At 72.0% G+C, this 19911-nt stretch carries 13 protein-coding genes; 11 read left to right on the top strand and 2 right to left on the bottom strand.

The window, feature by feature from the left end; translation table 11 throughout:
- Nucleotides 1–10: 10 nt before the first annotated feature.
- The 4 genes from ACKUU6_RS01815 to ACKUU6_RS01800 all read left to right on the top strand — a co-directional run bounded on the left by ACKUU6_RS01815 (nt 11) and on the right by ACKUU6_RS01800 (nt 4503).
- On the top strand, nt 11–1228 hold the full coding sequence (locus ACKUU6_RS01815) for a glycine C-acetyltransferase (RefSeq protein ID WP_407986600.1): 1218 nt from the start codon (nt 11–13) through the stop codon (nt 1226–1228).
- Nucleotides 1229–1390: 162 nt separating this feature from the next.
- Nucleotides 1391–2206, top strand: a complete 816-nt coding sequence (locus ACKUU6_RS01810) for a hypothetical protein (protein WP_407986599.1) — start codon at nt 1391–1393, stop codon at nt 2204–2206.
- A gap of 304 nt (nt 2207–2510) precedes the next feature.
- The gene (locus tag ACKUU6_RS01805; protein WP_407986598.1) at nt 2511–3428 is read left to right on the top strand and encodes a LysR family transcriptional regulator; all 918 of its coding nucleotides are present in this window, start codon (nt 2511–2513) and stop codon (nt 3426–3428) included.
- 175 nt (nt 3429–3603) lie between these two features.
- The gene (locus ACKUU6_RS01800; RefSeq protein WP_407992018.1) at nt 3604–4503 is read left to right on the top strand and encodes a Gfo/Idh/MocA family protein; all 900 of its coding nucleotides are present in this window, start codon (nt 3604–3606) and stop codon (nt 4501–4503) included.
- Nucleotides 4504–4615: 112 nt separating this feature from the next.
- On the opposite strand, the gene rph is transcribed toward ACKUU6_RS01800, so the two are convergent.
- Nucleotides 4616–7219: a rifamycin-inactivating phosphotransferase gene (gene rph, locus ACKUU6_RS01795; protein WP_407986597.1), complete on the bottom strand. Its 2604-nt coding sequence runs from the start codon at nt 7217–7219 to the stop codon at nt 4616–4618.
- Nucleotides 7220–7560: 341 nt separating this feature from the next.
- Between rph and ACKUU6_RS01790 the strand changes: the two genes are divergently transcribed.
- The 4 genes from ACKUU6_RS01790 to ACKUU6_RS01775 are packed head-to-tail and all read left to right on the top strand — an operon-like array spanning nt 7561 to nt 14000.
- Complete coding sequence (locus tag ACKUU6_RS01790) at nt 7561–9264, top strand: acyclic terpene utilization AtuA family protein (protein WP_407986596.1); 1704 nt, start codon at nt 7561–7563, stop codon at nt 9262–9264.
- Nucleotides 9261–10859 (top strand): acyl-CoA carboxylase subunit beta, encoded by a 1599-nt coding sequence (locus tag ACKUU6_RS01785; RefSeq protein ID WP_407986595.1) that lies wholly within the window; start codon nt 9261–9263, stop codon nt 10857–10859. Before ACKUU6_RS01790 ends, ACKUU6_RS01785 begins: the two co-directional genes overlap by 4 nt.
- Before the next feature lie 12 nt (nt 10860–10871).
- The gene (locus tag ACKUU6_RS01780; protein WP_407986594.1) at nt 10872–12782 is read left to right on the top strand and encodes an acetyl/propionyl/methylcrotonyl-CoA carboxylase subunit alpha; all 1911 of its coding nucleotides are present in this window, start codon (nt 10872–10874) and stop codon (nt 12780–12782) included.
- A gap of 45 nt (nt 12783–12827) precedes the next feature.
- A complete protein-coding gene (locus ACKUU6_RS01775) occupies nt 12828–14000 on the top strand; it encodes an acyl-CoA dehydrogenase family protein (protein WP_407986592.1) in 1173 nt (390 codons plus the stop codon).
- 7 nt (nt 14001–14007) lie between these two features.
- Here ACKUU6_RS01775 and ACKUU6_RS01770 read toward each other — a convergent pair whose 3' ends face one another.
- Nucleotides 14008–14877 carry a hypothetical protein gene (locus ACKUU6_RS01770; protein ID WP_407986591.1) on the bottom strand — a complete coding sequence of 290 codons (870 nt, stop codon included), beginning with the start codon at nt 14875–14877 and terminating at the stop codon, nt 14008–14010.
- Between the two features lie 111 nt (nt 14878–14988).
- Between ACKUU6_RS01770 and ACKUU6_RS01765 the strand changes: the two genes are divergently transcribed.
- The 3 genes from ACKUU6_RS01765 to ACKUU6_RS01755 all read left to right on the top strand — a co-directional run bounded on the left by ACKUU6_RS01765 (nt 14989) and on the right by ACKUU6_RS01755 (nt 19903).
- Nucleotides 14989–16566 carry an AMP-binding protein gene (locus ACKUU6_RS01765; RefSeq protein WP_407986590.1) on the top strand — a complete coding sequence of 526 codons (1578 nt, stop codon included), beginning with the start codon at nt 14989–14991 and terminating at the stop codon, nt 16564–16566.
- Between the two features lie 96 nt (nt 16567–16662).
- Entirely contained in the window at nt 16663–17271 is a 609-nt protein-coding gene (locus ACKUU6_RS01760; protein WP_407986589.1) for a TetR/AcrR family transcriptional regulator, read from the top strand.
- 136 nt (nt 17272–17407) lie between these two features.
- The gene (locus ACKUU6_RS01755; RefSeq protein WP_407986588.1) at nt 17408–19903 is read left to right on the top strand and encodes a SpoIIE family protein phosphatase; all 2496 of its coding nucleotides are present in this window, start codon (nt 17408–17410) and stop codon (nt 19901–19903) included.
- Nucleotides 19904–19911 lie beyond the last annotated feature (8 nt).

Below are 19911 nucleotides of genomic sequence, written 5' to 3'. Positions count from 1 at the left end.
AGGAGCCCCTGTGTTCGACAACGTCCGCGACGACCTCGCCGCGACCCTGACCGAGATCCGCGAGGCCGGGCTGTTCAAGCCGGAGCGGGTGATCGGCAGCCCGCAGAACGCCACCGTGACCGTGACCGGCGGCGGCCAGGCGGGGGAGGTGCTGAACTTCTGCGCCAACAACTACCTCGGCCTGGCCGACCACCCCGAGGTGCTCGCCTCGGCCAAGGAGGCGCTCGACCGCTGGGGCTACGGCATGGCCTCGGTGCGTTTCATCTGCGGCACCCAGGACGTCCACAAGCAGCTCGAGGAGCGCCTCTCCGGCTTCCTCGGCCAGGAGGACACCATCCTGTACTCCTCCTGCTTCGACGCCAACGGGGGTGTCTTCGAGACGCTGCTCGACGACCGGGACGCGGTCATCTCGGACGCGCTCAACCACGCGTCGATCATCGACGGCATCCGGCTCTGCAAGGCCCGCAGGTACCGGTACGCCAACCGCGACCTCGCCGACCTGGAGAAGCAGCTCCAGGACAGCCAGGACGCACGCCGCCGGCTCATCGTCACCGACGGCGTGTTCTCCATGGACGGCTACATCGCGCCGCTCCGGGAGATCTGCGACCTGGCCGAGCGCTACGACGCGATGGTCATGGTCGACGACTCACACGCCGTCGGCTTCATCGGTGAAGGCGGGCGCGGGACCCCCGAACTCCACGGGGTCATGGACCGCGTCGACATCATCACCGGCACCCTCGGCAAGGCGCTCGGTGGGGCCTCCGGCGGGTACGTCGCGGCGCGAGCGGAGATTGTTGCGCTGCTGCGCCAGCGCAGCCGACCGTACCTTTTCTCCAACTCCCTGGCCCCCGTGATTGCCGCCGCCTCCCTGACCGTGCTGGACCTGATTGAGCATTCCGGGGACCTGCGTGACCGGCTGGCCGCCAACACCGCGCTGTTCCGGGCCCGCATGACCGCTGCCGGATTCGACATCCTTCCGGGATCGCACCCCATTGCTCCCGTTATGGTTGGTGACGCGGCCCAGGCTGGTCGGCTGGCCGAACTGCTGCTGGCCCGCGGCGTTTACGTGATTGGCTTCTCCTTCCCCGTGGTTCCCCACGGGCAGGCCCGTATTCGGGTTCAGCTTTCCGCCGCTCACTCCACCGAGGACGTGGAGCGCGCTGTCGAAGCCTTCGTGTCCGCCCGCGCCGAGCTTGCCGCCGAGCTTGCCGCCCAGGTTGGGGCGTAGCGCGTCGAACGCCGCCAGACCGGGATCGCGCTGACCGCCGCTCCCGCCGGACAGACCGCCGCCGGACAGACCGCCGGCTCCACCCGAGGACAGGGTGGGGCCGGTCGGGCCCTTGCCGAAGGTGGTGCCCAGCAGTGACATGCCGCCGTTCATCTGCTGGGTGTGGGTGTCCTCGTTCTCGGACAGGTTGCGGACCACGGTGTCCATCTTGTCGGCGGTGCCGCGGAACGAGTTGAGGATCCGGGTGAGCACGTCCGTGCCGACGGTCTTGGCGACCTCCTCGGCGACCGCGATGGCCAGCTTGCCGAACGCGTCACCGGGCTTGCCGACGTCCAGGCTCTCGACCACCCGGCGGAACGAGCTGCCCGCGCTGTCCACGTCGTCGGAGTGCTTGCGGATGTCCAGCGCACACTGGGCCATCGCCGCCACGTCGACGCCGAAACCCTGGCCCGCGCCACCGCTGCCCGAGCCGCTGGGGAGCACCTTCGCGACCGCGGCGTCCGCCAGGTCGGCGATCGGCTTGGCCAGCTCGTGGCCGAGCCGGGAGACCGCCTCGTCCAGGAGCTCGGTGAGGACCACCTTGCCGGCCGCGATGATGGCGGGTGTGCTCAGCCCGAAGGTGGCCGAGGAGGCCGCCAGCTGGGCCTGGATGTTGATCAGTTGGACGATCGCCTGGCCCTTGCACACCTGGATCACCAAGGCGGCGGCCTTGATCCCGGTGGAGGCGACGCCCAGGACGTCCACCACCATGCCGGAGTACTTGGATATGGTCCCCCAGAGCTCTGCCAGCTTGTCCGCGGACTCGCCGTGGTAGACCTCGGCCAGCTGGGCGAGCGCCTTGTCGGCCGCCATCTGGGTGGAGTCGATCGCCGATGCCAGCTTGTCCAGCTGGTCGGCGAGTCTGGTCAGCTCGTCCTCGTTCGCCTGGGGCCAGTTCACTCCGAGGAGTTTCAGTACGAACGCCAATTCCGAAGGTAACTCCAGTGCCATTGCTGCTGCCCCCCAGCTGCTCGTGGTCGGCCCGTGATCGCAGAACGCGACGATACACACGGAAGTCCGTTACCACTACAGAACCTTGGCCTCGTGTGGAAGCTGTATCCGGTGTGCTGACTGTGTGTCGTCGCTCGTAGCGTAGTAGCCGGGGCCGACAACGGAACGGGCGGTGAAGTCCTGGTACAACTCCGTTACGGCGTGGGGAAGATGGGGACCGGCGAGTTTCGGCCACGGCTGATCCGAAAGGGAGCGGTTCCGACCGGGAGTCGCGCGCTGGCAGAATGGGGGAGTGATCGACGCGAGACGGTTGCGGACCCTGCGGGCCGTGGCCGACCACCGGACGGTGACGGCCGCCGCCGCCGCGCTGTACCTGACCCCCTCCGCCGTCTCCCAGCAGCTCGCCGCACTGGAGCAGGAGACCGGCCACGAACTGCTCGCGCGGGACGGCAGGGGAGTGCGGCTGACCGCGGCGGGCGAGATCCTGCTGCTCCACGCCGACCTGGTGCTGGCCCAGCTGGAGCGGGCCGAGGCCGACCTCGCCGCGTACCGCGAAGGCGCCGCCGGTGAGGTGACGGTGGCGGCGTTCGCCACCGGGATCGCGCTGGTGGTGGCCCCCGCGATCGGCGCGCTGGCCGGGACCGCGCCCGGCGTACGGCTCCGGGTGCTGGACGCCGAGGGGGACGCCAGCGTCCCGATGGTGCTGGACGGCCGGGCGGACCTGGCGGTGGCGGTGGAGTACCGGGGAGCGCCCCGGGCCGACGACCAGCGGCTGACCCGGGTGGCGCTCTACGCCGAGCCGTTCGACGCGGTGCTGCCGCTCGGCCACCCGCTGGCCACCGGCGCGGGCCCGATCGCGATGGCCGAGCTGGCCACCGAACCGTGGATCGGCCCCTACCCCGGCAACCCGTGCCACGACGTGGTGCTGCTGGCTTGCGAGTACGCCGGGTTCCAGCCCCGGCTGGTGCACTCCTCGGACGACTTCCGCGCGGTGGTCGCGCTCGCCTCGGCCGGTGCCGGGGTGGCCCTGGTGCCGCGATCGGCGCTGCGGGGGACGGACCTCGCGGCGGTGGCGGTCCGCTCGGTGGACAGCGCGCTGGCCACCCGGAAGGTGTTCGCGGCGGTCCGGACGGGGGCGGAGCGGCACCCGCTGATCCGTCCGGTGCTGGCGGCGCTGAGTGCGGCGGCCGCGCCGCTGGCGGTGGAGTGACCAGCCGGCCACGCTGCCAAGTGTGCCGGTGATGGCTCGTTCTGACTGATCAGCACCCGTCCTGGCATATGCTGCTGGGCGTGGCCGGGCACCACGACGGCGTGGCGCCGCCGCTGGACGAACGGTTGGAGTACACCCGATGAGCGAGCACGTCCCGGACTCCGCGACCGAGCCGATCCCGGTCGGGGTGATCGGTCTCGGCGACATCGCACAGAAGGCGTACCTGCCAGTGCTGGCCGCCCTGCCGGGCCTGGACCTGCGGCTGATGACCCGGGACCGGGCCAAGCTCGACCGGATCGGCGACGGCTACCGGATCCCGCAGCGCTACACCGACCTCGGCGAACTGATCGACAGCGGGCTGCGGGCGGCCTTCGTGCACGCCGCCACCGACCAGCACGTACCGATCGTCACCGCGCTGCTGGAAGCGGGCGTCGACGTGTACGTCGACAAGCCGCTCGACTACCACCTTGGGGCCGCCCGGCGGCTGGTGGACCTCGCCGAGCAGCAGGACCGCTCGCTGATGGTCGGCTTCAACCGCCGGTACGCCCCCGGCTACGTGATGGCCAAGGAGCGGCCGCGCGACCTGATCGTGCTCCAGAAGAACCGCGAGGGCCTGCCGGAGGCCGCCCGGACGCTGGTCTACGACGACTTCATCCACGTGGTGGACACCCTGCTCTTCCTGGCCCCCGGCGAGATCGAACACGTCGACGTCCGGTCCCGGGTCCAGCACGGCCTGGTCGAGCACCTGGTGCTGACCCTGGCGGGCGACGGCTTCACCGCCCTGGGCATCATGAACCGCCTCTCCGGCTCCACCGAGGAGATCCTCGAGGTCTCCGGCGGCGACTCCAAGCGGGCCGTGCACAACCTCGCCGAGGTGATCGACCACCGCGGCCAGCCCACCGTACGGCGCCGCGGCGACTGGGTCTCGGTGGCCAGGCAGCGCGGGATCGAGCAGGCCGTGACCGGCTTCCTGGACGCCGTCCGGGCCGGCAAGGTGCTGTCAGCCCGGGACGCGCTGCACACCCACGAGCTGTGCGAACGGATCGTCAAGGAGCTTACTGCGCAGGCTGGTTGATCCTTCTACCGGCGCTGCCCCGGCGTCCGGGTTCCAGCACGGCTCGTCACTGGAGAACCCGGACGCCGGAAGGGCGGTGCCATCTCCTCGACCGTCCGTCCCCGGCGGCCCGTCAGGACAGGATCTCGACGTACCCGTCGGTGCCGTGGATGCGGATGCGCTGACCGTCCCGGATCAGCCGGGTGGCCCGGTCCACGCCCACGACGGTCGGCAGGCCGTACTCGCGGGCGATCACGGCGCCGTGGGTCATCAGGCCGCCCACCTCGGTGACCAGGCCCGCGATCCCGACGAACAGCGGTGACCAGCTGGGGTCCGTGAACGCGGTGACCAGGATGTCGCCCGGCTGGAGGTCGGCCTCCGCCATGTCGAGGATGACACGGGCCCTGCCCTCGACCGTCCCGGCGGAGACCGGCAGGCCGATCAGGGCGCCGGGCGGCACGTCGTCGCGCCGGTAGGCCCCGGTGAGGGCCTCGCCGTCCGAGGTGAGGACCCGGGGCGGGGTCAGCGCGTGGTACGAGCGGAAGGCGTCCTTGCGCTCGCGGATGAGCCGGCCGTCCGCCCGGTTCGAACGCACGGCGTCGTGGAGTTCCTGGAACGTGAGATAGAAGGCGTCCTCCACCTCGGGCAGCACTCGGGCCCGCACCAGACGTTCGGCCTCCGCCATCAGCGCCTGCTTGTAGAGGAAGTAGCGGCTCACGATGCCGTACTTCGGGTACTCCCGGTACCCGACGAAGGCGCGGACCTGATCGATCATCCGCTTGGTCCGGTCGGCCTTCCGGTCGCCGTCCGGCAAGGACCGCAGGCGGGACAGGACATCCTGCGCCTTCTGCTCCGCCTTCTGCCGCCCCTGCTCGAACCGCCGTGCGGCGGCGCCCGGTTCGAAGTTCCTGACGTTGTCGAGGATCGCGGGCACCAGCGCGCTGGGGTGCTCGCGCCACCGCGGCCGGGTGATGTCGATCTCGCCGACGCAGCGCATGCCGTACCGGTCGAGGTACGCCTCGACGGCGTCGCGCGCCTCGGTCCCGCCCGCGAGCTTGGGCAGCTCGTCCAGGTAGCCGTCGTCCTCGACGCCTTCGAGGAACGCCACCACCTCCGCGTGCGGGCGGATCACGTCCGCGACATCGAGCAGGGCCAGCCCCATCTCCGACGTGATGTTGTCGGGGGCGGACAGGGTGAGCGTGTCCGCCGCGTTCTTCTCGCCGAGCCACTCCTGCAGCTTGTCGTTGAGCCACCAGGTGGCCTCCATCGACGCCATGATCGCCTGGATGTTCAGCGGATCGCCGATGACGCGCTTGTGCTCCTCGAACGCCTCCAGCAGCGCGTCGAACAGGGCCGGCCCGGACTTCGCCCGGAGATCGCGCTCCAGCGCGGCGACGGACACCCGGGTGCGTTCGATCAGCTCGGCGACGACGGCGGGATCGACCTGGGCCGGATCGACCTCGGCCGGGGCGGTGGTCGGCGGCTCGCCGGGGCCCGCGTCCGGGAGCGCCGGAAGGAAGTCCCCGCGTTCGAGGACTGTCTCCAGCGCATCCCTGACCAGCGGATCGCCCCTCCCCAGGACGTCCAGGAGCGTGGAGCGGCTCGCGGGCGCGGCCAGGCGCGGGGTGACGTCGACGAACAGCCGCCCGGCCGCCTCGTACATCGGCACCATGGCCGTCAGCTGCCACATCGAGAGCCCCAGCGGCCGCATGGGGTCGGTCATCATCTGCCCGTGGCCGACGGAGACGTAGACGTGGTCTTCCTGGTCGTCGGCCTCCGGGACGGGAAAGAGCGTCGTGATCGGCCGGCTCTGCACGATTCGGAACTCGTCGTCGGCCAGGCACCATTCGATGTCCTGCGGGCGGCCGAAGTGCGCTTCGATCCGTCGCCCGAGGTCCACGAGGCGCAGGACCTGAGCGTCCGTCAGCGCCGGCTGCCCTTGGAGCTCCGGATCGACGGTCACCTCCTCCGTACCGCCGCCCGGCAGGGCGTGGACGGCACGCTGCTTGGCGGAGATCGTCCTGCCGACGACCTCACCGCCCCGCACCTTGAAGACGTCCGGGTTCACCAGGCCGGAGACCAGGGCCTCGCCGAGGCCGAAGCCCGCGTCCACGGTGGCGACCTTCCGGTGGCCGGTGACCGGGTCGGCCGTGAACAGGATGCCGGACGCCTCCGGGAGGACCATCTGCTGCACGACCACGGCCATCCGGACCGTACGGTGATCGATCCCGTTGCGCTGACGGTAGGTCACGGCCCGCTCGGTGAACAGCGAGGCCCAGCACCGGCTGACGTGCCGGAGGATCTCCGCCGCTCCCACCACGTTCAGGTACGTGTCCTGCTGTCCGGCGAAGGAAGCCGTCGGCAGGTCCTCCGCCGTCGCGCTGGACCGGACGGCGTAGGCGGCCTGCTCGCCGAGCCGGCCGAGTGCACCGGTGACCGCCGCCGCGAGCGCGTCCGGGAGGGCGGTCTCCTCGACGGTCCGGCGGATCCGCGCGCTGAGCGAGCGGACCGCCTCGCGGTCGTCGGGGTCCAGGTGCGCCAGCCGGTCGAGCTGCTCGTCGATCGCCGGCGCCTCCGCCACGATCCGCCGGAAGGCGTCCGTCGTCACGCAGAAGCCGTCCGGCACGCGGGTGCCGTTGATCCGCGACAGCTCGCCCAGGTGCGCCGACTTGCCGCCGACGAGCGCGACCTGCGTTGCGTCGACGTCCTGAAGTTCCACCACGTACTGCTCACTCACTGCGATACCTCCGAGACAGGCGCGTTCCGTTGCACTGCTGTAGCCGATCGAATCACCGGCGCCGCCCACTCCGTCGAACCTCCGGCCGGGCGCGTCCTGACTGATCCGACGTCATCGTGTCCTTTCGCAGGTCGGGGGCAACGGTGGACGATTCTGCGTCATGATCCGGGCCTTGTGGCAAGCCCCCGGGTGCGCTATATGTTGGGAGTGGCAAGGAGAGGATTTTCTCCTTGCCTTCGTCGTTTGCCCTCCTCGGAAGCCGTCACTCCGCTCCACCGTCGCTGTCCAAGAACAAGCATGCATGCTTGATTTGTTTCTGAGGGCCTGTCACGCTGCTGCCCGTGGGCGGAGCGGAGCCGGCTGGGGAGGCCAGGGTGCTGCGGATCGGGAATGCGTCGGGGTTCTACGGGGACCGCTTCGAGGCGATGCGGGAGATGCTGACGGGTGGGCCGCTGGACGTGCTCACCGGGGACTACCTGGCCGAGCTGACCATGTTGATCCTGGCCAGGGACCGGCTGAAGGACCCGGGACTCGGGTACGCCCGGACGTTTCTGCGGCAGTTGGAGGAGTGCCTCGGGCTGGCGATGGACCGTGGGGTGCGGATGGTGGTCAACGCGGGCGGGCTGAATCCGGGCCGACTCGCCGAGGCGATCGGGGAGTTGGCGGCCGGCCAGGGGGTGCCGGTGCGGCTGGGCGTGGTGGACGGGGACGATCTGCTCGGGCGGCCGGAGCTGCCGGGCGGTCTGTTGGCGGCCAACGCGTACCTCGGGGGCCAGGGCATCGCCGAGTGCCTGCGGGCCGGGGCCGACCTGGTGGTGACCGGGCGGGTCACGGATGCGGCGTTGGTCTCGGGGGCGGCCGCCGCACACTTCGGCTGGGGTGCGACCGACTTCGACGCGCTGGCCGGGGCGGTGGTGGCGGGTCATGTGCTGGAGTGCGGGGCGCAGGCGACCGGCGGCAACTACGCGTTCTTCCGCGAGCACGACGTGACGCACCCGGGATTCCCGCTCGCCGAGGTGCACGCCGACGGTTCCAGCGTGATCACCAAGCACCCGGGCACCGGCGGTTCCGTCACGGTCGGAACGGTCACCGCCCAGCTGCTGTACGAGACTTCGGGCGCTCGCTACGCCGGTCCTGACGTGACGGCCCGGCTCGACAGCGTCCGGCTGTCCGGGGACGGCCCGGACCGGGTGCGGATCAGCGGGGTGCGCGGGGAGGCGCCGCCGCCGACGCTCAAGGTCGGGCTGAACCGGCTCGGTGGCTGGCGCAACGAGGTGGTGTTCGTACTCACGGGGCTGGACATCGAGCGCAAGGCGGAGCTGATCAGGCGTCAACTGAATGGCAAGGTCAAGGCGTCAGAGGTCCGCTGGACGCTGGCCCGGACCGACCAGCCGGACGCGGCCACCGAGGAGACCGCCTCCGCGCTGCTCCGCCTCGCCGTCAAGGACCGCGATCAGCAGGCGGTGGGCCGGGCGTTCACCACGGCCGTGGTCGAACTCGGTCTGGCCGGCTACCCCGGCTTCCACCTCACCGCCCCACCCGGACCGGCCGCCCCGTACGGCGTCTTCGAGACCGCGTACGTGGACGCGGCGAGCGTCCCGCATCGGGCGCTGCTCCCGGACGGCACCCGCCGCGCGATACCGCCCGCGCCGCTCACCAGGCCGCTGGAGCGGGTCGAGGACCCACCGCTGCCACCGCTGCCGCCCGCCGGGCCGACCCGCAGGGTGCCGCTCGGGCAGGTCTTCGGGGCCCGCAGCGGCGACAAGGGCGGTGATGCCAACCTCGGCGTCTGGGCTCGCACCGAGGCCGGCTGGTGCTGGCTGGCACACCGCCTGACGACCGGGATGCTGCGCGAACTCCTCCCGGAGACCGAAGGGTTGCCGATCGACCGGCAGCTGCTCCCGGAGCTGCGCGCGGTGAACTTCGTGATCACCGGGCTGCTCGGCGAGGGCGTCGCCGCCCAGCACCGCTTCGACCCGCAGGCGAAGGCGCTCGGCGAGTGGCTCCGCTCCCGGCACGCCGACCTCCCGGAGGAACTGCTGTGACCACGCTGCCGACCCACCTCGACCCGGCCGGGCCCGAGTACCGCGCCAACCGGGAGGCGATGCTGGCGAAGCTGGCCGCGCTGGACGCGGAGCACGCCAAGGCGCTGACCGGGGGAGGCCCCAAGAACCTGGAACGGCACCGGAGCCGGGGCAAGCTGCCGGCCCGGGAGCGGATCGAGCTGCTGGTCGATCCGGGGTCGCCGTTCCTGGAGCTCTCCCCGCTGGCGGCCTGCGGCAGCGACTACCCGGTCGGCGCGGGGCTGGTCACCGGGATCGGCGTGATCGAGGGCACCGAGTGCGTGATCACCGCCAACGACCCGACCGTACGCGGCGGCGCCAGCAACCCGTGGACGCTGCGCAAGGCCCTCCGGGCCAACGAGATCGCGCTCGGCAACCGCCTCCCGCTGATCAGCCTGGTGGAGTCCGGCGGGGCCGATCTGCCCAGTCAGAAGGAGATCTTCATCCCGGGCGGGGCACTGTTCCGTGACCTCACCCGGCTGTCGGCGGCGGGCGTGCCCACGGTGGCGGTGGTGTTCGGCAACTCCACGGCCGGCGGTGCGTACGTGCCCGGGATGTCGGACCACACGGTGCTGGTGCGTGACCGGGCCAAGGTCTTCCTGGGCGGGCCGCCGCTGGTGAAGATGGCCACCGGCGAGGACGCCGACGACGAGTCACTGGGCGGCGCCGAGATGCACGCCCGGATCTCCGGCCTGGCCGACCACCTGGCCGAGGACGAGCACGACGCGCTGCGGATCACCCGCCGGATCGTGCACCGCCTGCACTGGCGGAAGGCGGGCCCCGGCCCCGACCCGGCCGCCGCGCCGCCGAAGTACGCCGACGAGGACCTGCTCGGCCTGGTGCCGGGCGACCTCAAGGTGCCTTTCGACCCGCGCGAAGTGATCGCCCGGATCGTCGACGGCTCGGACTTCGACGAGTTCAAACCGCGTTACGGCCCCAGCCTGGTGACCGGCTGGGCCGAGCTGCACGGGTACCCGGTGGGCATCCTGGCCAACGCGCAGGGCGTGCTGTTCAGCGAGGAGTCGCAGAAGGCGGCCCAGTTCATCCAGCTCGCCAACCAGCGCGACCGGCCACTGCTCTTCCTGCACAACACGACCGGCTACATGGTGGGCCAGACGTACGAGCAGGGCGGAATCATCAAGCACGGCGCGATGATGATCAACGCGGTCTCCAACAGCAAGGTCCCGCACCTGTCCGTGCTGATCGGCGCCTCGTACGGGGCCGGGCACTACGGGATGTGCGGGCGGGCGTACGAGCCGCGCTTCCTCTTCGCCTGGCCGAGCGCCAAGTCGGCGGTGATGGGCCCGCAGCAGCTGGCCGGGGTGCTGTCGATCGTGGCCCGGCAGTCGGCGGCGGCGAAGGGGCAGCCGTACGACGAGGAGGCCGACTCGACGATCCGGGCCATGGTCGAGCAGCAGATCGAGGCCGAGTCGCTGCCGGTCTTCCTCTCCGGCCGGCTCTACGACGACGGGGTCATCGACCCCCGCGACACCCGCACGGTGCTCGGTATCTGCCTCTCCGCGATCCACAGCGCCCCGGTCGAGGGCGCGCGCGGCTACGGCGTCTTCCGGATGTAAGGGACCTGACCGATGATCACCTCAGTACTGGTCGCCAACCGGGGCGAGATCGCCCGCCGGGTCTTCCGGACCTGCCGGGACCTGGGCATCGGCACGGTGGCCGTGCACTCCGACCCCGACGCCGACGCGCCGCACGTCCGGGAGGCCGACACCGCCGTCCGGCTGCCGGGATCCGCGCCCGCCGGGACCTATCTGCGGGCCGACCTGCTGGTTGCCGCAGCGCTCAGCACCGGGGCGGACGCCGTCCACCCGGGCTACGGATTCCTGTCCGAGAACGCCGAGTTCGCCTCGGCGGTGCAGGCCGCCGGGCTGACCTGGATCGGGCCGCCGGTCGAGGCGATCGCCGCGATGGGGTCCAAGACCGGGGCCAAGCGCCTGATGGCGGCGGCCGGGGTGCCCGTGCTCTCGGTGCCGGCCGAGCCGACCGCAGCCGACCTGCCGCTGCTGGTCAAAGCGGCGGCCGGCGGTGGCGGCCGGGGGATGCGGATTGTCCGCGAACTCGCCGAGCTGCCAGGCGCTTTGGCGGCCGCGCGGGCGGAGGCGGCGGGCGCCTTCGGGGACGACGAGGTGTTCTGCGAGCCCTATCTGCCGAACGGCCGGCACGTCGAGGTGCAGCTGCTCGCGGATGCCCACGGCACGGTCTGGGTGGTCGGCGACCGGGACTGCTCGCTCCAGCGACGGCACCAGAAGGTGATCGAGGAGGCCCCGGCGCCCGGCCTGTCCGAAGCCCTGCGGACGGAGCTGCACCGGGCCGCGACCGCCGCCGCCCGGGCGATCGGCTACCGGGGGGCCGGGACGGCCGAGTTCCTGGTCACCCCCGAGGGCCGGTGCTGGTTCCTGGAGATGAACACCCGGCTCCAGGTCGAGCACCCGGTGACCGAGTGCGTCACCGGCCTCGACCTGGTCGACCTCCAGATCCGGATCGCGGAGGGCGAGGCCCTGCCCGCCGAACCCCCACCGGTCCGGGGCCACGCGATCGAGGCCCGGCTGTACGCCGAGGACCCGGAGCAGGACTGGCAGCCCCGGACCGGAACGCTGCATCTGCTCGAAGTGCCGGGCGTCTCGGTCGAGTTCGGTACGGGAGTTCGGGACACCGGGCTACGGCTGGACTCCGGGGTGACCGACGGTGCCGAGATCGGGCCGCACTACGACCCGATGCTCGCCAAGCTGATCGCCTGGGCGCCCAGCAGGGCCGCCGCCGCCCGGCTGCTGGCTACCGCGCTGAGCCGGGCCCGGATCCACGGCCCGGGCAGCAACCGGGCGCTGCTGGTCGCCGCGCTGCGCCACCCGGCTTTTCTGGCAGGGGAGTTGCACACCGGCTTCCTGGCCGAGCACGACCTCGGGGACAAGGGTGAGAGCCTCGCCCTGCCCATGCTCGCGGCGGCGCTCTCCGAGGCGGGTGGCTCGCCGTTCCCCCAGGGCTGGCGGAACCTGCCCTCGCAGCCGGAGATCAGGCGCTACCGAGCGGCCGACGGCACCGAGCACGAGGTCCGCCACCGGCTCACCCGGGACGGACTCCAGGGCCATCCGGGCGTCGAACTGGTCGAAACCCGGAGGGACTTGGTCACGCTGCGGGCCGAAGGCCGGACACACACCTACCGGATCGCCCGGTACGGCAGCACCCTGCACCTGGACGGACCCGCCGCCGCCGTCACCCTGACCGCACTACCGCGCCTGCCCGAACCGCAGGCCGAACCCACCCCGGGTGCCCTGCTCGCCCCGATGCCGGGCACCGTCACCAGGACGGCCGCCGCACCCGGTGACCACGTCACCGCCGGGCAGCCGCTGCTCTGGCTGGAGGCGATGAAGATGGAGCACCGGGTCAGCGCACCCACTGACGGAGTGCTCACCGAACTGCGGGTCGCCACCGGCCAACAGGTCGAGCCCGGCACCCTGCTGGCCGTCGTCCGGCCGCACGACTGAGACCGGTTCACGGAACCCACCCACCGCACGGAAGGGACCTTCGCCATGTCCGCACCGCTGCTCAACCCGGCCGAACCCGAGGAGCACCAGGCCCTGCGCCGAGCCGTCGGTGACCTGGCCCGCCGCTACGGTCCCGAGTACTTCCGTCGTAAGGCCCGCGCGGGGGAGCCCGTCGACGAGCTCTGGGCCGAGGCCGGGAAGGCGGGCTACCTCGGTGTCAGCTTGCCGGTCGAGTACGGCGGCGGTGGCGCCGGGATTACCGAACTCGCCATCGTGCTGGAGGAGTTCGGCGCCGCCGGATGCCCGCTGCTGATGATGATCGTCTCACCGGCGATCTGCGGCACGGTGATCGCCCGCTACGGCACCGAGCAGCAGAAGCTGGCCTGGCTGCCCGGACTCGCCGACGGCAGCCGCCGGATGGCCTTCGGCATCACCGAGCCGGACGCGGGCTCCAACTCGCACCGGCTGACCACCACCGCCCGCAGGGACGGCGACGGCTGGCTGCTGACCGGCCGCAAGGTGTTCATCTCGGGCATCGACCACGCCGACGCGGTGCTCTTCGTGGCCCGTACCGAGGACGCCAGGACCGGCCGCCTGAAGCCCGCGCTGTTCGTCGTGCCGCGCGAGACGCCGGGCTTCGAGTACCGCGCGATCCCGATGGAACTGCTCACCGCCGAGAAGCAGTTCCAGGTCTTCCTGGACGAGGTGCGGCTGCCCGCCGAGGCGCTGGTCGGGGCGGAGGACGCCGGTCTGGAGCAGCTGTTCGCCGGACTGAACCCGGAGCGGGTGATGACCGCCGCCTTCGCCCTCGGCCTGGCCCGCCAGGCGCTCGCCACCGCCACCGACTACGCCAGGGCCCGTACCGTCTGGGACACCCCGATCGGCGCCCACCAGGCCATCGCCCACCCGCTGGCCCAGTGCGCGATCGAGATCGAACTGGCCCGGCTGATGATGCTCAAGGCCGCCCAGCTGTACGACCAGGAGTACTACGTGGCGGCGGGCGAGGCCGCGAACATGGCCAAGTACGCGGCCGCCGAAGCCGCCTGCCACACCGTCGACCAGGCCGTGCACACGCTGGGCGGCAACGGCCTCACCCAGGAGTACGGGCTGGCCGCGCTGCTCACCGCGACCCGGGTCAGCCGGATCGCCCCGGTCAGCCGGGAGATGATCCTCAACTACGTGGCCCAGCACACCCTGGGGCTGCCCCGTTCGTACTGACGATCCGTCAGGAGCGCTTCCACCAGCGGCGCGGGCGGTCTGCCCCCGGTCCCTGCTCGGGGCCGGTCTGCCGCTGGTCGCCCTGCTCCTGCTCGGCGAGGGCCCGGCGGGCGGCCTCTGCCGCCGCCGGGTCGTCGTACTCACGGGAGATCAGCTCGATCCGCCCGGTGGAGTGGTCGATCCGGACGGTGTCGAGCGCCATCCGGTCCAGGTCGGCGATGGCGTCCGCGTGGGTCTCCCGGTGGAGCGCGAGCATGGTGAAGGAGGGGTCGCCCTCGCCGAGGGTGATCTCCTCGGAGAGCAGGACGTTCATCAGCCGTTGGGCGGCGGCCGAGGGGAGTTCGTCGCTGACGGCCATGTGCAGCATGAGCTGTTCGAGGCCGGTGTCGAGCCAGCGGGCCTGGGAGACCCAGACGCAGTGGACCTCGGGGAACTCCCGCAGCCGACGGAAGACCGAGTTCCGCAGGGCCACGGCCAGCGGGTGGGTGGACCAGGTCAGCTTGAGCATCTGCCCCGTGCCGGGAATACCCTGCTCGGAGACCGCCCGGACCAGGAGGGAGGCCGGGACGACCACCCGCCATCCGTCCGAAGCGGTGGCGATCAGCCGCCTGGCCCCGATCTCGCGCACGACCTCCAGCAGCCGCAGGGCGTCGGCGTAGAAGGTGTCCGAGGCCTCGTCCACGTGCTGCACCGCCGCCGCGGTGGCGCAGATCTGCAGGGCCGTGGTGCCGTCGGTGTGGGTCAGGTAGTAGAGCGAGCCGTCCGGATGGACGGGCACGAACGCGCCCTCGGCCAGCAGGCTGCGGACGACCCCCGCCATGGCGGCGTCGGAGTCGCTCCGGGCGATGAGCTCGGCCAGGGCCGCGTCGAGTGTCATCGGGCGATCATAGGACAGCACAAATCCGTTGCGGCGCTCTGTCGCCCCCAGCCGTCAGCCGCCAGGCTGGGGGCGTCCGCTCCATCCGACGCCCGCTCAGGAGGCACCTTTATGGCGTTCCGTAGCGAATACCCCGACATCGATCCGCTCGACCTGCCGATCCACGACGCGGTGCTCGGCGGCTTCGCCGCGCACGCGGACGTACCGGCCCTGATCGACGGACTCACCGGACAGTCCGTCAGTTACGCCGAGCTGGACGGTGCCAGCCGCCGGTGTGCGGCGGGTCTGGCCGAGGCCGGGGTGCGCAAGGGCGACCGGATCGCGCTGTTCAGCCCGAACACGGTCGCGTACCCGATCGCCTTCTACGGGGCCACCCGGGCGGGCGCCACCGTCACCACGGTGAGTTCGCTCAGCACGGCGGCCGAACTGGCCGGGCAGCTCCGCGACAGCGGCGCCCGCTGGATCATCACCATCGCGCTCTTCCTCCCGGTCGCCACCGAGGCCGCCGCCGCACTGGCGGCCGAGGGCAGCCCGATCGAGGAGATATTCGTCTGCGACCGGGCCGAGGGCCACCGCTCGCTGGCCGACCTGCTGGCCTGCACCGGCCCCGAGCCCACCCCGGCGATCGACCCGGCCACCGACATCGCCGTCCTGCCGTACTCCAGCGGCACCACCGGCCTGCCCAAGGGCGTGATGCTCAGCCACCGCAACATCAGCAGCAACCTGCTGCAGACCGACGCGGTGCACGTCACCTGCCCGGGCGAACGCATCTTGGCCGTCCTGCCGTTCTTCCACATCTACGGGCTCACCTCGCTGCTCAACCACCCGCTCCGCTCCGGCTCCACCGTGGTGGTGCTGCCGCGCTTCGACCTGGAGCAGTTCCTGCGCACCATCCAGGACCAGCGGATCGAGGGCGTGTTCGTCGCCCCGCCGATCGTGCTGGCGCTGGCCAAGCACCCGCTGGTCGACCGGTTCGACCTGTCCTCGGTCCGCTACGTGCTGAGCGCCGCCGCCCCGCTGGACGCCGACCTGGCCGCGGCCGCCGCCCGCAGGCTCGGCCTGGAACGGATCCACCAGGGGTACGGGATGACCGAGCTCTCACCGGTCACCCACGTGGTGCCGCTGAACGACCCGAACCCGCCCGCCGGGACGGTCGGCCGGCTGGTCGCCTCCACCGAGCTCCGGGTCACCGCGCTGGACGGGTCGGGCACCGACCTCGGCGTCGGCGAGCGCGGTGAACTCCTCTTCCGCGGCCCGCAGGTGATGCAGGGGTACTTCGGCCGGAAGAGCGAGACCGACGCGATGATCGACGCGGACGGCTGGCTGCACAGCGGGGACGTCGGTGTGGTGGACGAGCAGGGCTACCTGTTCGTGGTGGACCGGGTGAAGGAGCTGATCAAGTACAAGGGTTACCAGGTCGCGCCCGCCGAGCTGGAGGCGCTGCTGCTCACCCACCCCGAGGTGGCCGACGCCGCCGTGATCGGCGTCACCGGCGCGGACGGTGAGGAACGGCCGAAGGCGTTCGTGGTCCGCACCCCCGGCAGCCGGCTGACGGAGCAACAGGTCGGCGACTTCGTGGCAGGGCAGGTGGCGCCGTACAAGAAGGTCAGGGCGGTCGAGTTCATCGACCAGGTGCCCAAGTCGGCAGCCGGGAAGATCCTCCGCCGTCAGCTGCGCGACCGGACCTGAGCGGCAGGCGGTCCCGCCGGTCTGACAGGATCGGCGGGACCGCAACGGCAGTGGTACGGGGGCAGCACCGACCGCAGGCAACGGAGGAGGGCCGGGATGACCACCCAAGCCGCTCGTACCCCGCAGCAGGATCGCAGCCGGGCCACCCGGCGCCGGCTGCTGGAGGCCGCCGTGGAGTGCCTGGCCGAGCTGGGCTGGAACGGCAGCACGGTCGCAGTGGTGGCCGAGCGGGCCGGGGTCACCCGGGGCGCGGCCCAGCACCACTTCCCGACCCGGGAGGACCTCTTCACCGCCGCCGTCGAGTACGTCACCGACGAGCGGCTGGCCGCCGTCCGGGCGGACACCGAGCGGCTGCCGCCGCCGGGCGAGTCGCGGACGGAGGCGGTGGTGGAGCTGATCGTCCGGCTCTACACCGGGCCGCTGTTCCGGGCCGCGCTGCACCTGTGGGTGGCCGCGGCCACCGAACAGGCCCTGCGGGAACGGATCGTCGCGCTGGAGAATCACCTCGGCCGCGAGGCGCACCGGGCGGCGGTCGAGTTCCTGGGCGCCGACGAGTCGCACCCCGGCGCCCGGGAGACGGTTCAGGCCACACTGGACCTCGCACGGGGTCTGGGACTGGCCAATCTGCTCACCGACGACGGCCCGCGCCGGGCCGGAGTGGTACGTCAGTGGGCCAGAACCCTGGACGCCGTGCTGATCACCTGAAAAGCTCAGCCCTCCTGCGGGTGTACCCCACCTGACGGACCAGCAGTAGCCGCCCTCTCCACCGCCGTGCAGTCTGGTGGAAGCCGATTCGCCCCGGCCACACCGGGGAAGGTATCTGACAGGTGATCCCCTGATCATGCATGGCAGCGAGCGCAACGCAGCGGACGGCACCGGCCCGGCGGCGGGTGCCGCTCCGTCGCGTCCGGAGGGGCATCCGCCACTGGGCGAGCGCCTGGAGGGGCACCGGCTGGTCCCGCTGGCGACCGCCCTGGTCGAGGGCGACGGCCGGATCCTGCACTGGAGCGAGGACGCCGAGGCGCTCACCGGCTACCCGGCGGGCGAGGCGGTCGGCCGGTACGCCGCCCGGCTGCTGCTCCCAGAGACGGATCGGCAGCGGGCCTTCGAGCTGTTCGAGCACATCATGGCGGGCAAGGGCTGGTCCGGGGTGTTCCCGATCCGGCACCGGAGCGGCCGGATGGTGGAACTGGAGTTCCACACGTACCCCATCGTCGGCCCCGGGGGCGAACTGCTGCTGCTGGCCACTGCCACCGACGTCGGCTCGCTGCGCCAGGTCGAGGGCGACCTCGCGGTGCTGGACGGGATCTTCACCCAGTCGCCGATCGGCATGGCCGTCTACGACACCGAGCTGCGCTACGTACGGCTGAACGACGCGCTGGCCCGAATCAACGGCCTGACCGTGGCCGAGCACCTCGGACAGCGGATCAGCGAGATCCTGCCGGGTATCAACAGCGCCGAGATCGAGGCGGTGATGCGTCAGGTGCTGGCCACCGGGCAGCCCGTGGTGGACGCCCGCTCGCACGGCCGCACCCCCGGGGACCCGCGCCGGGAGCGGGCCTGGTCCGCCTCCTACTTCCGGCTGGAGGACTCCACCGGCCGGGTGCTCGGGGTGAGCTCCTCGATCATCGACGTGACCGAGCGGTTCCAGGCCGAGGCCCGGGCCTCCCGGGCCCAGGAGCGGCTGGCCCTCCTGGCCGAGGCCACCGCCAGGATCGGCACCACGCTCGACCTCCAGCGCACCGCCGAGGAGCTGGTCGAGGCGGTGATCCCGCGATTCGCCGACTTCGCCACGGTGGACCTGCTGGAGCCCGTGCTGCGGGGTGAGGAACCGTCATATCTGCAGCCGGACCGAGGCGTCATGCTGCGCGCGGTGGCGGTCGGCGAGGCGTACGAGTCGGGCATGACCATCGCGGCGGACGCGGTCGGCGCCACCTCGGAGTACGACTCCAAGCGGGTCTATACCGAGTGCCTGCGCAGCGGGCGTCCGCTGCTGCGGCCGCACGTGGACGAGCAGGTGCTGGCGGCGTTGGTGAACGAGCAGTCCCGGGTCGGGCCCGGGGTCCGGGCCGGTATCCACTCCTACCTGATGGTGCCGATCCTGGCCCGTGGCATGGTGCTGGGCGGCTCGGAGTTCGTCCGGATGCGCAACCCGGAGCCGTTCACCGCGGCCGACGTGGCGCTGGCCGAGGAGCTGGTCGCCAGGACCGCGATCGCGCTCGACAACGCCCGGCTCTACCGGCGCGAGCGGGAGACCGCGCTCACCCTCCAGCGGAGCCTGCTGCCGCAGGAGATCCACCGCACCATCGGCCTGGAGATCGCGTACCGGTACCTGCCGAGCAGTGTGGTGAGCGAGGTCGGCGGGGACTGGTTCGACGTGGTGCCGCTCTCCTGCGGACGGGTCGCACTGGTGGTCGGCGACGTGATGGGCCACGGCATCCGGGCGGCCGCGACGATGGGCCAACTCCGTACCGTGGCAAGGACGCTGGCCACCCTCGACATGCCGCCGGACCAGGTGCTGACCCGGCTGGACGAGACCGCGATGGGCATCGGCGAGGGCCAGTTCGCCACCTGCATCTGCGCGGTCTACGACCCGGTGGACGGCACCTGCACGATCGCCTCGGCCGGCCACCTGCCGCCGGTCCGGGTCGCCCCGGACGGGACTTCACAGGCGCTCGCGCTGCCGCCGGGCGTACCGCTCGGGGTGGGCGGGGTGACCTTCGAGAGCACCGAGTTCACCCTGCGCGAGGGCAGCCTGCTGGCCCTCTACACCGACGGCCTGGTGGAGCGCAGGGGCGAGGACATCGACCACGGCATCGGCCTGCTGGCCCAGACCCTGGCCGGGCACGGCCGGACGCTCGAGGAGAGCTGCGACGCGGCGCTCGCGGCGCTGGTCCGGGACGGTACCGAGGACGACATCGCGATGATCATGGCCCGTGCGCTGCCGATCCCCGCCGACCGGATCGCCACCCTCGAACTCGACGGCGAGGGCCCGGCCCCCAGCCGGGCCCGCCGCTTCACCCGCAGGACGCTCGACGAGTGGGGCCTCACCGCCCTCTCCGAGTTCGCCGAGCTCCTGGTCAGCGAACTGGTCACGAACGCTCTGCTGCACGCCGACGCGCCGCGCCGCCTCCGCCTCTTCCGCGACCGCACCCTCACCGTCGAGGTGGCCGACTCCGGCACCCAGGCCCCCCGCCTGCGCGCCTCCGCCGAGGAGGACGAGGGTGGCCGAGGCATGCACCTGGTGAGCGAACTCGCCCACCGCTGGGGCACCCGGCAGACCAAGGACGGCAAGGTGGTCTGGGCGGAGATGGAGCTCGACTACCGCTACCGGTGAGCTGACGG

The organism is Kitasatospora sp. CMC57, from assembly GCF_045866025.2.
GTDB lineage: Bacteria > Actinomycetota > Actinomycetes > Streptomycetales > Streptomycetaceae > Kitasatospora.
Note: the sequence above shows the minus strand (reverse complement) of the source record. Positions and strands in the feature narration are given on the sequence as shown.